Origin of the sequence: Mycobacterium sp. D16Q16, assembly GCF_002013745.1 — a bacterium.
Lineage (GTDB): Bacteria > Actinomycetota > Actinomycetes > Mycobacteriales > Mycobacteriaceae > Mycobacterium.
Map to the genome: position 1 here is coordinate 329432 of NZ_MAEY01000001.1, position 15342 is coordinate 344773.

Annotated in this window: 10 protein-coding genes and 3 rRNA genes; 3 read left to right on the forward strand and 10 right to left on the reverse strand. The window is 60.7% G+C overall.

Features of this window, described 5'->3' with window-relative positions; genetic code table 11:
- Positions 1–36 precede the first annotated feature (36 nt).
- Complete coding sequence (locus B4394_RS01550; protein WP_078313939.1) at positions 37–1491, forward strand: neutral zinc metallopeptidase; 1455 nt, start codon at positions 37–39, stop codon at positions 1489–1491.
- Positions 1492–1515: 24 nt separating this feature from the next.
- On the opposite strand, the gene B4394_RS01555 is transcribed toward B4394_RS01550, so the two are convergent.
- The 3 genes from B4394_RS01555 to B4394_RS01565 all read right to left on the reverse strand — a co-directional run bounded on the left by B4394_RS01555 (position 1516) and on the right by B4394_RS01565 (position 4074).
- Positions 1516–2445, reverse strand: a complete 930-nt coding sequence (locus tag B4394_RS01555) for a tetratricopeptide repeat protein (protein WP_078309355.1) — start codon at positions 2443–2445, stop codon at positions 1516–1518.
- A 34-nt stretch (positions 2446–2479) separates the two neighbouring features.
- A complete protein-coding gene (locus tag B4394_RS01560; RefSeq protein WP_078309357.1) occupies positions 2480–2833 on the reverse strand; it encodes a DUF3817 domain-containing protein in 354 nt (117 codons plus the stop codon).
- A 62-nt stretch (positions 2834–2895) separates the two neighbouring features.
- Entirely contained in the window at positions 2896–4074 is a 1179-nt protein-coding gene (locus tag B4394_RS01565) for an acetyl-CoA C-acetyltransferase (protein WP_078313940.1), read from the reverse strand.
- A gap of 60 nt (positions 4075–4134) precedes the next feature.
- Between B4394_RS01565 and mce the strand changes: the two genes are divergently transcribed.
- Positions 4135–4608: a methylmalonyl-CoA epimerase gene (mce, locus tag B4394_RS01570; RefSeq protein ID WP_078309361.1), complete on the forward strand. Its 474-nt coding sequence runs from the start codon at positions 4135–4137 to the stop codon at positions 4606–4608.
- Here mce and B4394_RS01575 read toward each other — a convergent pair.
- Both B4394_RS01575 and nucS read right to left on the reverse strand, forming a co-directional pair.
- The gene (locus B4394_RS01575; RefSeq protein WP_078309363.1) at positions 4605–4910 is read right to left on the reverse strand and encodes an Rv1322 family protein; all 306 of its coding nucleotides are present in this window, start codon (positions 4908–4910) and stop codon (positions 4605–4607) included. The two genes, mce and B4394_RS01575, sit on opposite strands and share 4 nt — an antisense overlap.
- Positions 4911–4939: 29 nt before the next feature.
- Positions 4940–5629 carry an endonuclease NucS gene (gene nucS / locus B4394_RS01580; RefSeq protein ID WP_078313941.1) on the reverse strand — a complete coding sequence of 230 codons (690 nt, stop codon included), beginning with the start codon at positions 5627–5629 and terminating at the stop codon, positions 4940–4942.
- A 36-nt stretch (positions 5630–5665) separates the two neighbouring features.
- Between nucS and B4394_RS01585 the strand changes: the two genes are divergently transcribed.
- Positions 5666–7276 (forward strand): adenylate/guanylate cyclase domain-containing protein, encoded by a 1611-nt coding sequence (locus B4394_RS01585; RefSeq protein ID WP_078309367.1) that lies wholly within the window; start codon positions 5666–5668, stop codon positions 7274–7276.
- A 24-nt stretch (positions 7277–7300) separates the two neighbouring features.
- On the opposite strand, the gene B4394_RS01590 is transcribed toward B4394_RS01585, so the two are convergent.
- The 5 genes from B4394_RS01590 to murA form a co-directional block, all read right to left on the reverse strand.
- On the reverse strand, positions 7301–8170 hold the full coding sequence (locus B4394_RS01590) for a DUF4436 domain-containing protein (RefSeq protein WP_078309369.1): 870 nt from the start codon (positions 8168–8170) through the stop codon (positions 7301–7303).
- Between the two features lie 94 nt (positions 8171–8264).
- Positions 8265–8381 (reverse strand): 5S ribosomal RNA (gene rrf, locus B4394_RS01595).
- Positions 8382–8461: 80 nt separating this feature from the next.
- Positions 8462–11576 (reverse strand): 23S ribosomal RNA (locus tag B4394_RS01600).
- Between the two features lie 297 nt (positions 11577–11873).
- Positions 11874–13389 (reverse strand): 16S ribosomal RNA (locus tag B4394_RS01605).
- The 16S, 23S and 5S rRNA genes sit together here, the layout of an rRNA operon.
- Before the next feature lie 610 nt (positions 13390–13999).
- On the reverse strand, positions 14000–15253 hold the full coding sequence (murA, locus tag B4394_RS01610; protein WP_078309464.1) for a UDP-N-acetylglucosamine 1-carboxyvinyltransferase: 1254 nt from the start codon (positions 15251–15253) through the stop codon (positions 14000–14002).
- Positions 15254–15342: the final 89 nt, after the last annotated feature.

Below are 15342 nucleotides of genomic sequence, written 5' to 3' on the forward strand. Positions count from 1 at the left end.
TGCGCTAAACGCAAACTCGCGTACGAGGGGGGCTCGATGTCCAAACGCTGGATGGCACTGCTGGTGGGGCTGGTGCTGGTGATCACATCGTGTGGCCGTCCGCTCGGTGGGCAACCTCAATCCATCTACGCGGATCCGCTGCGTGTGGCGGGCATGCCCGCGGTCGATGGCCCCTCCGGCATGAAACCCGGAGTGCAGGTCCCCAAGCGCAAGATCGAGAACACCGACAACGGCGAGATCGATGATTACGTCAAGGTGTCCCTGGCGGACATCGAGGACTTCTGGACGCAGTTCTACGGCGATTCGTTCGCGAACTTCCGGCCCGTGTCCCGCCTCATCTCTGCCGACTCGCGCAAGAACAACCGCGACCTCGAGTTCTGCGGGGGCAACCTGACCGACTTCATCAACGCCGCGTTCTGCCCACTGGACAACTCATTCGCCTGGGATCGCGGTCAGCTGTTCCCCTACCTGCGCAAGCAAATGGGCGATATGGCCATGAACACCGTCATGGCCCACGAGTACGGACACTCGATCCAGTTCCATGCCCAGCTCATCAAGCCGATCGACGATCCGAAGATGAGCAAGGACCAAGTCGAGTACCTCATGGACCTGAATCAGGAGCAGCAGGCCGACTGCTTCGCCGGGGCCTACTTGCGCTGGGTCACTCAGGGCGATTCGCCGCGGTTCACCCTGAACACCGCCGACGGGCTCAACAAGGTAACGGCCGCGATGATCGCGATCCGCGACAACGACACCAGCAAGAAGTGGGCCATCCACGGCTCGGCATTCGAACGGGTGTCGGCTTTCCAGTTCGGTTTCACCGACGGCCCGATGGCATGCAAGCGCATCGATTCCCAAGAGATTCTCAAGCGCCGCGGTGAACTGCCTAAGGGGCTGGGCGTGGGTCCGAACGGCGACAACTGGCCGATCAACCCGGACACCATCGACGCGGTGCTCGCCGCGGCTTCGCAGGTGTTCCCCATGGACAATCCGCCCAAGACGGTTTATGGCGACGGGAAATGCCCGGACGGTTCGGGTACCGCACCGGCTTCGTTCTGCCCCAAGGACAACACGATTGCCCTGGACCCGAAGGCCCTGCAGAAGATGGCCACCCCGTCATCGGACCGGGCGCTGTTCTCCGCGCAAGTGAACGGCGACTATTCGGCGTTCAGTGTGATCGTCTCGCGCTATGCGCTGGCGGCGCAGAAGGCCGCGGGGCTGGAAACCGAAGGCATCATGACGGGGCTGCGCACCGCATGCCTGACGGGATATTTCACCTCGCGCGCCGCGGGCAGGGGCATCGTGACTCCCCGCGCGCCGGTCATCCTCTCCGGCGGCGACCTCGACGAGGCCGTCTCCGAATTGCTTTCCAGCGGTAGAGCTTCCAGTGACGTGAAGGGCCAGACGGCGCCGGCTGGATTCTCCCGTATCGACGCCTATCGGATAGGCGTACTGGGCAATGACCAGACCTGCGCCAAGCGCTTCCCGTAGTTACGGGGGCCCGTCAACACTGAGCTAGAACAGGGCGTTAGCGAGCTTGCGCCGCCCGGCGACCACCGCAGGATCGGCGGGGTCAAACAACTCGAACAGCTCGAGCAGGCGGGCGCGCACCGTGGCCCGATCATCATCGGATGTCGCACGAACAAGCGCGACCAACCGGTCGAAGGCCGAATCTGGCTGCTGCGAAAGCACTTCCACATCCGCGGCGGCTAACCCCGCCGCGATATCGCCGGGCGCGGCATCGGCGACGGCCACCGCATCTTGAGGCTGGGTCGTCGCACGGATCAGGAACTCGATCTGGCGCACCGACGCGGCCGCCTCGGCCGCCACCGCACCGGTGGCGCCGCCGTCCAGCAGGGCTTGATAGGCGGCGCTGGCCGCCTCGAAATCTCCGGAGTCCAAAGCATCACGCGCGGCCGCGAGCGCCGGGTCCGTGTTGTCTTCGGGCTCGTCGACGTCCCCACCCTCCGGCCCAGCGGCATCGGGCAGCTTGCCGGCGACGGCGTCAATAATCGAGTCCAGCCAACGCCGCAGCTGATCGGCCGGTTGCGGTCCCGCGAAGCTGGTGAGGGGCCGCCCCGCCGCCACTGCCACCACGGTGGGCACAGCCTGCACGCCAAAGGCCTGCGCGATCTGCGGGCTGGTGTCGACATTGACCCTGGCGAGGGTCCACGTGCCGTTGTCCTCTGCGACCAGGTCGCCCAGTGTGGCGGCGAGCGCCGCGGAGGCCTCGCTGCGCGGCGATCCCAGAAGCACGATGACCGGCACGCGATTGGACTGCGCCAGCACCTCGGCTTCGAGATTCGCCTCGGTTACCTCGACGGTCCATTCACCCCCGGCCGAGGGCTCGCGGGGTACTGCGGACTCCTGCGCGCGCTGCTTGAGGGCGGAAAGGTCGACAGCTCCGGACATGGCCGCAGCCATCGCGGGACGTGGTCGGGTCACGCTCTCCAGTCTGTCACGGCTCGCGGCTTCCGCACTACGGTGCTGCGTCACCTGTCGGCGCCGCCCCCGCGACGGGCAACTTACCCGCCCTATCAGCCCATATGACAAAGATCACACTGCACAATGGGGCAACCCCAGCTAACAGTGCGAGCAACCAGGTGAGCGGGTTCCAGCGGTACTCGCGCCCGGCCAGGAACCCCACCACTAAGTACGCGATGAAGACGACGCCGTGGATCCAGCCGAAGACCTTCACGCCGATTTCATTGCCCGGATCCGGCACGTACTTGAAGAACATCCCGGTGAGCAGACCCGCCCAGCTGACGGCCTCAAGCAACGCGATGGCGCGGAACCTGCTGGCGGTGCTGCGCAGGTCGAAAAGCTGTGTCATGCCCTCAGTCTGCCCGATGCGGTGCCCGACACCTCAGCGGACCTACTACAGCGCGTCGTAAATCACACCCGCACGATCAAGGCGTCACCCTGACCGCCGCCGCCGCACAGTGCGGCCACACCGATTCCACCGCCGCGGCGCTTGAGCTCCTGCGCCAGATGCAGGGTGATCCGGGCACCGGACATCCCGATGGGGTGCCCGATAGCGATCGCGCCGCCGTTGACGTTGACCTTGGCCGGATCGATTCCCAGGTCCTTGATCGAGGCCAAGCCCACCAGCGCGAAGGCCTCATTGATCTCGACCAGGTCGAGCTGATCGGGGGAAATCCCTTCCCGCTCACAGGCCTTCCGAATGGCGTTGGCCGGCTGCAGCTGCAAGCTGGAATCGGGGCCGGCGACAACACCGTGTGCGCCGATCTCGGCGATCCACTCCAGCCCCTCGCGCTCCGCGCGCTCCTTGCTCATCACCACGACCGCACAGGCACCATCGGAGATCGGCGAGGACGACCCCGCGGTGATGGTGCCGTCCTTGCTGAACGCCGGACGCAGGCCGGCCAGTGACGCGGCAGTGGTGTCGGCACGGATGCCCTCGTCCTCGGCGAACTCGATCGGATCACCCTTGCGCTGCGGGATCTGAACCGAGACCACCTCGTCGGCGAAGACGCCGTCCTTCCAGGCGCGGGCAGCATTCTGATGGGAACGCGCCGCGAACTCGTCCTGCTCCTCGCGGGTGAACTTGTCGGAGACGTTGCGCTGTTCGGTGAGGATGCCCATCGCCTGGTCGGTGAAGGCGTCGTGCAGACCATCGAAGGCCATGTGATCAACAAGCGTCACGTCGCCGTACTTGAACCCGAACCGGCTCTTGGGCAGCAGATGCGGGGCGTTGGTCATGGACTCCTGTCCACCGGCGACGACGACCTCGAACTCACCGGCCCGAATCAGCTGGTCAGCCAGGGCGATGGCATCGACACCGGAAAGGCACACCTTGTTGATGGTGAGCGCCGGGACGTCCATACCAATTCCGCCGGCAACCGCCGCCTGGCGCGCCGGAATCTGGCCGGCACCAGCGGTGAGAACCTGGCCCATGATCACGTAGTCGACCGCGGACGGCGCCACCTTGGCCTTCTCCAGGGCGCCCTTGATGGCGATGCCACCCAGCTGAGCGCCCGAGAAGTCCTTCAGAGATCCCTGGAAGCGGCCAACGGGTGTACGCGCTCCAGCAACAATCACGGACGTGGTCATTGAGTCTCCTTAATGCTGCTCGAGTGGACGCCGTTTTCTGGAACGCGTTACCGTTGCGTTATGACGACATCGTCTCCGCTTGATGTTCCCTCGATCCTATCGACCGGCCTGGTGACCGCGATCGACCACGTGGGTATCGCGGTGCCTGACCTGGACGTCGCGATCGAGTGGTACCACGAGCACCTGGGCATGATCCTGGTGCACGAGGAGATCAACAAGAGCCAGGGCGTCCGCGAGGCGATGCTGTCTTTCCCCGGAGCAGAACCCGGCAGCGCCCAGATTCAGCTGATGGCCCCGCTCGATGAGTCCTCGCCCATCGCCAAGTTTCTGGACAAGAAGGGCCCGGGACTGCAGCAGCTGGCCTATCGCGTCACCGATATCGACGCGCTGACCGATCAGCTGCGTGCCGCAGGAGTGCGTGCGCTCTACGAGGAGCCGCGCGTCGGCACCGCGAACTCACGCATCAACTTCCTGCATCCCAAGGACACCGGCGGCGTACTCATCGAGCTCGTCCAGCCGACGCAGTCGCACTAGCTCCAACGCCGCGTCGGGCTTCGATTCGCGCGGTTGCTCCAGCAGGGCGTATGCCAGTGGCGGCGGTCTTCGGCTCCCCTGTCTTGCCCCTCCGAGGCAGGCCAGGCCACCACATGCGCTACCCCCACCGCGATCTCGTGATCACACCCGGGGCAGCGATATACCTTGATCGCGCGCGCTGCGGAGATGCGCCGCACCTGGTAATCCAGACCGTCGGTCCCCTGTTCCACCTGATGCCCGCCGAGCGGCAACGCAACGGCACGATCGGCGGCGGCGCGGCGCGGCGGATGTCGGCGGCCCATGCGGTGATTCTATGAGCCGCGGTGCAATTTCAGAACAAACGGAATTCGTCTGAGTCCATTCCCCGCATGGCCTCGTAATCCAGTGTGAGGCAACGGATTCCTCGATCCTCGGCAAGAGTGCGAGCCTGCGGCTTGATCTGTTGCGCCGCGAAGACACCGGCAACCGGCGCCAGCGTGGTGTCACGGTTGAGCAGTTCGAGGTAGCGGGTCAGCTGCTCAACACCATCGATCTCGCCGCGGCGCTTGATCTCCACCGCGACCGTCGCACCGTCGGCGTCCCGGCACAGGAGGTCCACCGGCCCGATGGGAGTCATGTATTCGCGACGCACCAGTGTGTATCCCTCGCCGAGTAGCGCAACATGCTCGGCGAGCAACTCCTGCAGGTGCGCCTCCACACCGTCCTTGACCAGTCCGGGGTCGACGCCGAGCTCATGTGCCGAGTCATGCTCGATGTTCTCGATGGTGATCCGCAGCTGCTCGGCGGCCTTGTTCTCCACGATCCATACGGTCGGCGCTCCGCTCTCCTCCGAGCCCTCACCCTCGGTTTCGGTGAGCCAGCATGGCGGGCTCATCCAGTTGAGCGGCTTGTAGGCCCGGTCATCGGCATGCACGCTCACCGAGCCGTCGGCCTTGATCAGCAAGAGCCTCTTGGCAGATGGCAGGTGGGCGGTCAACCGGCCGACATAGTCAACCGTGCATTGAGCTACGACGAGACGCACCGGCTCACTGTATAGGGCGTTAGGCTGACCACAACTATGGCAAACGAGTCGATTCGCGCAGTGTCGCTGCGAGTGGGCCGTGCCCTGGCCGCGATCACCGGGCAGACCGGCCGACTCGAGGCCGGCGACGGGTACGGCTCGTGGCTGCTGGGCCGCTATGACGAGAGCACGCTCGTCCAGCGCATCCGGATCCAGCTGATGCTGACCGTGTTCGTGGTGGCCGCCAACCTGATTGGTGTCGCCGTCGTCATCCTGTTGGTGCTCGTCGCGGTGCCCGATCCCAACGTCTTCGACGCACCCTGGTGGATCCAATTCGTGGTCGTTCCGGTGTACGTGACGCTCGCGGTGCTCATCGGCGCAGTGTGGGGTACCCGCCGGATCTTCAAGGTGGTGCGGTGGGCCATCGAAGAACGCGAGCCCACCAAGGAGGACCAGCGCAACGCGTTCGCGGTCCCCCGGCGACTGACCGTCGTCGAGGCGATTCTGTGGGCTGGCGGGACCGCCTTGTTCACCACGCTCTACGGGCTGCAGGATCCGCTCTACATCCCCAAGATCTTCTTCGCGGTGGGGTTCAGCGGTGTGGTGGTCTGCGCGGCGAACTACCTGTTCACCGAGTTCGCGATGCGACCCGTCGCCGCACGAGCACTCGAAGCGGGGTATCGCCGAAGGCGGCTCGCCTCGGGAATCATGGTGCGCACGATGCTGGCCTGGCTCTTGGGATCTGGGGTACCCGCTGTCGGCATCATGCTCGCTGGAGTCGGAGCGCTGATCTTTGGCAACTTCACGGTCAACCAGCTCGCCGTGGCCGTCATCATCCTCGCGTCATTCCCGGTGGTATTTGGTCTGATCCTCATCTGGATCGCATCCTGGATGACGGCCGCGCCCGTCAAAGAGGTGCAGGCCGCGCTCAAGCGCGTCGAACAGAACGATCTGGACGTCAACCTCGTCGTCTATGACGGCACCGAGCTGGGCGAGCTGCAGGCGGGCTTCAACACCATGGCGGAGGGCCTGCGTGAACGCGAGCGGGTCCGGGACCTCTTCGGCAAGCATGTCGGCCGAGAAGTCGCCGCGGCCGCCGAACTGCAACAACCTGCGCTCGGCGGTGAGGAACGCCACGTCGCTGTGCTTTTCGCCGATATTGTCGGGTCGACCCAGCTGGCAGCCACCCGGCCCGCCATCGAGGTGGTCGCGCTGCTGAACCGATTCTTCACCGTCGTGGTCGAAGAAATCGACCGATACGAGGGCATGGTCAATAAATTCGAAGGCGACGCCACCCTCGCGGTCTTCGGAGCGCCGGTCCGGCAGGACCGTCCCGAAAGCCAGGCACTCGCTGCCGCCCGGGCCATCGCCCGGCGGCTTCGGACCGAGGTACCCGAATGCCAGGCCGGCATCGGCGTCGCCTCGGGGCAGGCGGTGGCCGGAAACGTCGGAGCCCACGACCGCTTCGAATACACCGTGATCGGCGATCCAGTCAACGAAGCGGCTCGGCTCTGCGAGCTCTCCAAAACAGTGCCCGGACGCTTAGTGGCCTCGCTCGATACCGTGTTGCGTGCACACCATCGCGAGGCCCTGCACTGGCGCTCTGGCGATACCGTGACGCTGCGTGGCCGGATCGAGCCCACCGAACTTGCCGTACCTGTGGCCTGACGCGGCTGCGGCCGCGGCCCAAATCTAGTCGGACTGCTTCCACCAGGCTTCGACATACAGCACCATCGCCACCACAAGTGCGATAAGCACCCACAGCACCAATGCCTGGTCTATCCAGGCTCCCGGCGGCGGCGCACCGGGCAGGATATTGCGCAGCGGGACGATCGCGAACAACATCGTTCCGAACCAGGTCGTCAGCGGTGGGTGGAACTTCTTCCTACCCTTCACCGTCTCGATCGCCACGATCAGGGCCATCGTCGGAAGTGTGATCAACACCAGGCAGATGCCCACATCGAATGCCAGGGTGCCGCGCGCCCGTACGAGCGTGACCGTGGTCTGATCGCCCTTGCCAGCCGGTGCCGGCGACGTATCCGTCGACACCCGCCATCCGCCCAGGCTGCCGATCACTTCGATGCGCGCCGGTACCGGACGCCGACCTTCGCCATTACCCACCATGACTTCTGCGCGCAAATTGCCGGTGGAGTACTCGTCGAACGGCCATGACTGAGCGTCACCCGTTGCGACCAAAGTGTCGTCCATCGCGGCAGGGACGGTGCCCCGCGGAAAATGTCGCTCCCCATAATCCAGGGAGGACACTAACCGCACGGACATGTCCGCGTTCAACAGCCCGAAGGCATCAAGTGTTGTCTTCGCCGGTAACACCACTACCTCGGCGTCCAGCCGGTTGTTTACCGTGCGCAGGTCCTGGAGGTCGATGACCACAACAGTCTCGTTGTCCCGGGACAGGTCCAGATCGGCCGACGGCGGGCCGGAATGATGATCCAGCAGGCGATAGATGAGGAGAAAACCCACGTAGATGACCAACACCAGTATCACTGCACCCACGGTCGTGGCAGCCGGCTTCAGCTTGAAGCGCCCCTTGAATGCCTGCACAGGATTCCTATCTCTACCGTCTCGCTATTTCAGAAATCTAGCAGCCAGAATATGAAAATACCCCCCAGTTTCCTGGGGGGTATTTCCAATTTATGTTCGGCGGTGTCCTACTCTTCCGTTCCGTGTTAAGAACAGTACCATCGGCGCTGAGAGGCTTAGCTTCCGGGTTCGGGATGGGACCGGGCGTTTCCCTCTCGCTGTGGCCGCCGTAACTCTTTCGTGTGATTAACACACAAGTTATCTGGTGGTGGAGTGTGGTCGTCAAATGACGACGAATAGTGGTTGCGATTTATTAGTAAGTTTTCGGTCGATTAGTGCCAGTTCCCTGAACGTATTACTACGCTTACAGGTCTGGCCTATTGAACCCATAGTCTGTGGGTGACCTTATCCCTCTAAAAGGGTAAGAAACCTGGTCTTGGAATAGGTTTCCCGCTTAGATGCTTTCAGCGGTTATCCTGTCCGAACGTAGCTATCCAGCCGTGCTCCTGGTGGAACAACTGGTACACCAGAGGTTCGTCCGTCCCGGTCCTCTCGTACTAGGGACAGGTTTCCTCAAGTTTCTGACGCGCGCGGCGGATAGAGACCGAACTGTCTCACGACGTTCTAAACCCAGCTCGCGTGCCGCTTTAATGGGCGAACAGCCCAACCCTTGGGACCTGCTCCAGCCCCAGGATGCGACGAGCCGACATCGAGGTGCCAAACCATCCCGTCGATATGGACTCTTGGGGAAGATCAGCCTGTTATCCCCGGGGTACCTTTTATCCGTTGAGCGACACCCCTTCCACTCAGAGGTGCCGGATCACTAGTCCCGACTTTCGTCCCTGCTTGACTTGTAGGTCTCGCAGTCAAGCTCCCTTGTGCACTTGCACTCAACACCTGATTGCCGTCCAGGTTGAGGGAACCTTTGGGCGCCTCCGTTACATTTTGGGAGGCAACCGCCCCAGTTAAACTACCCACCAGGCACTGTCCCTGGACCGGATATACGGTCCGAGGTTAGAGGTTCAATACGATCAGAGTGGTATTTCAACGATGACTCCACAAACACTGGCGTGCCTGCTTCACAGTCTCCCACCTATCCTACACAAACCGAACCAAACGCCAATACCAAGCTATAGTGAAGGTCCCGGGGTCTTTTCGTCCTGCCGCGCGTAACGAGCATCTTTACTCGTAGTGCAATTTCGCCGAGTCTATGGTTGAGACAGTTGAGAAGTCGTTACGCCATTCGTGCAGGTCGGAACTTACCCGACAAGGAATTTCGCTACCTTAGGATGGTTATAGTTACCACCGCCGTTTACTGGGGCTTAAATTCTCCGCTTCACCCAAGGGTTAACGGGTCCTCTTAACCTTCCAGCACCGGGCAGGCGTCAGTCCGTATACATCGTCTTGCGACTTCGCACGGACCTGTGTTTTTAGTAAACAGTCGCTTCTCACTGGTCTCTGCGACCTCGTTCAGCTCACGGAGCAAGTCCGGTCACCAAGCGAGGTCCCCCTTCTCCCGAAGTTACGGGGGTATTTTGCCGAGTTCCTTAACCATAGTTATCTCGTACGCCTTAGTATTCTCTACCTGACCACCTGTGTTGGTTTGGGGTACGGGCCGTGTGTGAACTCACTAGAGGCTTTTCTTGGCAGCATAGGATCACTGAATTCGCCTCAATCGGCTATGCGTCACCTCTCAGGCTTAATGACATCCGGATTTACCTAGACGTCGCCCTACGGGCTTGCTCCGGTATAACCACTAACCGGTACAGCTACCTTCCTGCGTCACCCCATCGCTTGACTACTACCACCGAAGGTCCCACGCAGCGGGTTCACGTCGCACTCCGAAGAGATTGATCTAGAACCTTTTGGGTGGTTAGTACCGATGATTCATCATGGGCGCGCACACACGGGTACGGGAATATCAACCCGTTGTCCATCGACTACGCCTGTCGGCCTCGCCTTAGGTCCCGACTTACCCTGGGAGGACTAGCCTGGCCCAGGAACCCTTGGTCATTCGGCGGGCAAGTTTCTCACTTGCCTGTCGCTACTCATGCCTGCATTCTCACTCCCGCACCCTCCACTGCTGAATTACTTCGCAGCTTCGCTGGGTGCAGGACGCTCCCCTACCCATCCATGCCACTGCCCCGAAGGGAATGTATTGCATGAATGCCGCGGCTTCGGCGGTGTACTTGAGCCCCGCTACATTGTCGGCGCATAATCACTTGACCAGTGAGCTATTACGCACTCTTTCAAGGGTGGCTGCTTCTAAGCCAACCTCCTGGTTGTCTTCGCGACTACACATCCTTTTCCACTTAGTACACGCTTAGGGGCCTTAGCCGGCGATCTGGGCTGTTTCCCTCTCGACGTACGGAGCTTCTCCCCCGCCGTCTCACTGCCGCGCTCTAACTTATTGGCATTCGGAGTTTGGCTGACGTCAGTAACCTAGTAGGGCCCATCGGCCATCCAGTAGCTCTACCTCCAACAAGAAACACGCGACGCTGCACCTAAATGCATTTCGGGGAGAACCAGCTATCACGGAGTTTGATTGGCCTTTCACCCCTACCCACAGCTCATCCCCTCAGTCTTCAACCTAAGTGGGTTCGGGCCTCCACGGCGTCTTACCGCCGCTTCACCCTGGCCATGGGTAGATCACTCCGCTTCGGGTCCAGAACACGCCACTATGGGCGCCCTATTCAGACTCGCTTTCGCTACGGCTACCCCTCACGGGTTAACCTCGCGACGTGTCCCTGACTCGCAGGCTCATTCTTCAAAAGGCACGCCATCACCCCACGAGGAGGCTCTGACGGATTGTAGGCACATGGTTTCAGGTACTATTTCACTCCCCTCCCGGGGTACTTTTCACCATTCCCTCACGGTACTAATCCGCTATCGGTCACTAGAGAGTATTTAGGCTTACCGGGTGGTCCCGGCAGATTCACAGCAGATTCCACGAGCCCGCTGCTACTCGGGATGAAGTACGAGACAGGTGTCGGATTTTCGCGTACCGGACTCTCACCGTCTGCGGCGGGCCGTCCCAGACCACTTCCGCTAATCACGACACTTTTTTACTGTCCGCCGGTCTGGTAGAACCGGCAAGTACAACTCCCACAACCCCGCACACACAACCCCTACCAGGTATCACATGCATGCGGTTTAGCCATCTTCCGCTTTCGCTCGCCACTACTCACGGAATCACGGTTGTTTTCTCTTCCTACGGGTACTGAGATGTTTCACTTCCCCGCGTTTCCTCCCAAAGCCTATATATTCAGCAGTGGGTAACACGACATCACTCGTGCTGGGTTTCCCCATTCGGACATCCTCGGATCAAAGCTCGGTTGGCAGCTCCCCGAGGCTTATCGCAGCCTCCTACGTCCTTCATCGGCTTCTAGTGCCAAGGCATTCACCATGCGCCCTTAAGAACTTAGCTAATAAATTGCAAAAACCAGCCTCACTCGTAAACGAGCGAGGCTATGTTTAGATGCTCGCAACCACTATCCATAAGTCAAAGACCACACCCCACCACCAAGCAGGGTGACAACACAATGTGTTGCCTCAGGACCCAACAGTGTGCCAGCGTTTCAATTCTTATGACAGTCCGACGTTTTGCCGACTACCTGTCCACGGGGTGGACAGGATTTATAAAACATATTCACCAAGCATGTATCCACTACAGATACTCGCTTTATGTTCCCAGTTCATTCGACTGGGAAATGGTGCTCCTTAGAAAGGAGGTGATCCAGCCGCACCTTCCGGTACGGCTACCTTGTTACGACTTCGTCCCAATCGCCGATCCCACCTTCGACAGCTCCCTCCAAAAGGTTAGGCCACTGGCTTCGGGTGTTACCGACTTTCATGACGTGACGGGCGGTGTGTACAAGGCCCGGGAACGTATTCACCGCAGCGTTGCTGATCTGCGATTACTAGCGACTCCGACTTCATGGGGTCGAGTTGCAGACCCCAATCCGAACTGAGACCAGCTTTAAGGGATTCGCTCCACCTTGCGGCTTCGCAGCCCTCTGTACTGGCCATTGTAGCATGTGTGAAGCCCTGGACATAAGGGGCATGATGACTTGACGTCATCCCCACCTTCCTCCGAGTTGACCCCGGCAGTCTCCTACGAGTCCCCGGCATTACCCGCTGGCAACATAGGACAAGGGTTGCGCTCGTTGCGGGACTTAACCCAACATCTCACGACACGAGCTGACGACAGCCATGCACCACCTGCACGCAGGCCACTAGGGAATACCTATCTCTAGATACGTCCTGCGCATGTCAAACCCAGGTAAGGTTCTTCGCGTTGCATCGAATTAATCCACATGCTCCGCCGCTTGTGCGGGCCCCCGTCAATTCCTTTGAGTTTTAGTCTTGCGACCGTACTCCCCAGGCGGGGTACTTAATGCGTTAGCTACGGCACGGATCCCAAGGAAGGAAACCCACACCTAGTACCCACCGTTTACGGCGTGGACTACCAGGGTATCTAATCCTGTTCGCTACCCACGCTTTCGCTCCTCAGCGTCAGTTACTGCCCAGAGACCCGCCTTCGCCACCGGTGTTCCTCCTGATATCTGCGCATTCCACCGCTACACCAGGAATTCCAGTCTCCCCTGCAGTACTCTAGTCTGCCCGTATCGCCCGCACGCCCACAGTTAAGCTGTGGGTTTTCACGAACAACGTGACAAACCACCTACGAGCTCTTTACGCCCAGTAATTCCGGACAACGCTCGGACCCTACGTATTACCGCGGCTGCTGGCACGTAGTTGGCCGGTCCTTCTTCTGTAGGTACCGTCACTTTCGCTTCGTCCCTACTGAAAGAGGTTTACAACCCGAAGGCCGTCATCCCTCACGCGGCGTCGCTGCATCAGGCTTGCGCCCATTGTGCAATATTCCCCACTGCTGCCTCCCGTAGGAGTCTGGGCCGTATCTCAGTCCCAGTGTGGCCGGTCACCCTCTCAGGCCGGCTACCCGTCGTCGCCTTGGTGGGCCATTACCCCACCAACAAGCTGATAGGCCGCGGGCTCATCCCACACCGCAAAAGCTTTGCACCACTCACCATGAAGTGTGTGGTCCTATCCGGTATTAGACCCAGTTTCCCAGGCTTATCCCAGAGTGCAGGGCAGATCACCCACGTGTTACTCACCCGTTCGCCACTCGAGTACCCCGAAGGGCCTTTCCGTTCGACTTGCATGTGTTAAGCACGCCGCCAGCGTTCGTCCTGAGCCAGGATCAAACTCTCCAAACAAAAATTTAATCCCGACAAAACAACTGTCAAAAGAATTGTTATCGACATAAAATGTCTATATAAACACTGACACACTATTGAGTTCTCAAACAACACATTTATTTGTTGTGGCTATGAATTCGGGAATTTCTTCCTTTATTCTCGCCTCCGCCCTTTCAGGCGGCTGGGAAACCGTATCAAGTTCGGTGAACTTGAGTCAAATTCCCGGTTTTGGCTGGTCACTTGCGCACCATCCGATCGCCGAGATATCTGAATTTCTTCTTCTATCTCGACTTCCGCTCTTTCGGGCGGCTGGGAAACCGTATCAAGTTCGGTGAACTTGAGTCAAATTCCCGGTTTTGGCTGGTCACTTGCGCACCATCCGATCGCCGAGATATCTGAATTTCTTCTTCTATTTCGGCTTTCGCCCTTTGGAAGCGGCCCGGGAACCGTATCAAGTTCGGTGAACTTGAGTCAAACTCCGGGTTTTGGCTGGTCAACTGCGCACCAAACCTAAGACCGGAATTTCGGAATTGCTTCCTTGTCCCGGCCTCGCTCTTTCAGGGCAACCCGACCACTGTACCAAGTCCAGTGAACTTGAGTCAACTTCGGGTTCTGGGGGTGGTCAGCGCTAGCTGACCCGCTCGACTTCGGCACCCAAGCTCTGGAGGTTCTCCACGAACAACGGGTAACCGCGGTCGATATGAAAGACATCGTATACCTCGGTGACGCCATCCGCCACTAGGCCTGCCAGTACCAGCCCCGCGCCAGCCCGGATGTCCGATGACCACACCGGCGCACTGGACAGTTGACGAATACCCCGGACCACCGCGTGGTGCCCATCGGTCCGCGCATCCGCCCCCAGCCGCATCATCTCCTCGACGAAGCGGAATCGGGCCTCGAAGACATTCTCGGTAATCATGGAGGTGCCGTCTGCTATCGCAGCGAGCCCAATTGCCATGGGCTGCAAGTCAGTTGGGAATCCCGGGAACGGCAATGTTGCCACGTTGATGGCTTTGGGACGCTCGTACTGGACGACGCGAAACCCGTTGTCGTTCTGGGTAACTGTGGCGCCGGCATCATGCAGCTTGTGCAGCACCAGTTGCAGATGTTCCGGATCGACTCCCGTAACAGTGACGTCACCACGCGTCATCGCGGCAGCGAGACCCCAAGTGGCAGCGACGATTCGGTCGCCGATGACGCGATGCTCGGTGGGATGAAGCTTGGGAACGCCGATTACCGTCAATGTCGACGTGCCGGCACCTTCTATCTGGGCGCCCATCTGCACCAACATGGTGCACAGGTCGACCACATCCGGCTCGCGCGCGGCGTTGTGGATGGTCGTGACACCGTCGGCAAGCACCGCTGCCATCAAGATGTTCTCGGTGGCGCCCACCGACGGAAACTCGAGCTGAATATCGGCTCCGTGCAACGCCTTTGCCTCTGCGACCACACATCCATGCTCGATGGTGCACTCCGCCCCGAGCTGGCGCAGGCCTGCCTGATGCATGTCGAGGGGACGGGAACCAATGGCGTCGCCGCCCGGTAACGCCACCTTGGCCCGTCGACACCGGCCCACCAGCGGGCCCAGGACACATACCGAGGCGCGGAACTGGCGTACCGCCGCGAAGTCGGCGTCATATTTGGGTTCATCGGGTGAGGTGATCCTGACGACATCACCCTCCAGCTCCACCGTCGCACCCAATCCCCGCAGCACCTCCGCCATCAATGGGACGTCGAGGATGTCCGGACAGTTGGTGATGGTGCTCGTTCCCTCCGCGAGCAGAGTGGCCGCCATCAGCTTGAGCACGCTGTTCTTGGCGCCGGTTACCGCCACGTTGCCTGTAAGCCGGGCGCCGCCGGTCACCAAGAAATGCTCGCTCACGCCCGACAGCGTAGCCGGGTAACGTTTCGACGCATGACCGATGAGCCACTCGGGCGATCAGACAACGGAAACGACGAGGCACCGGCGGT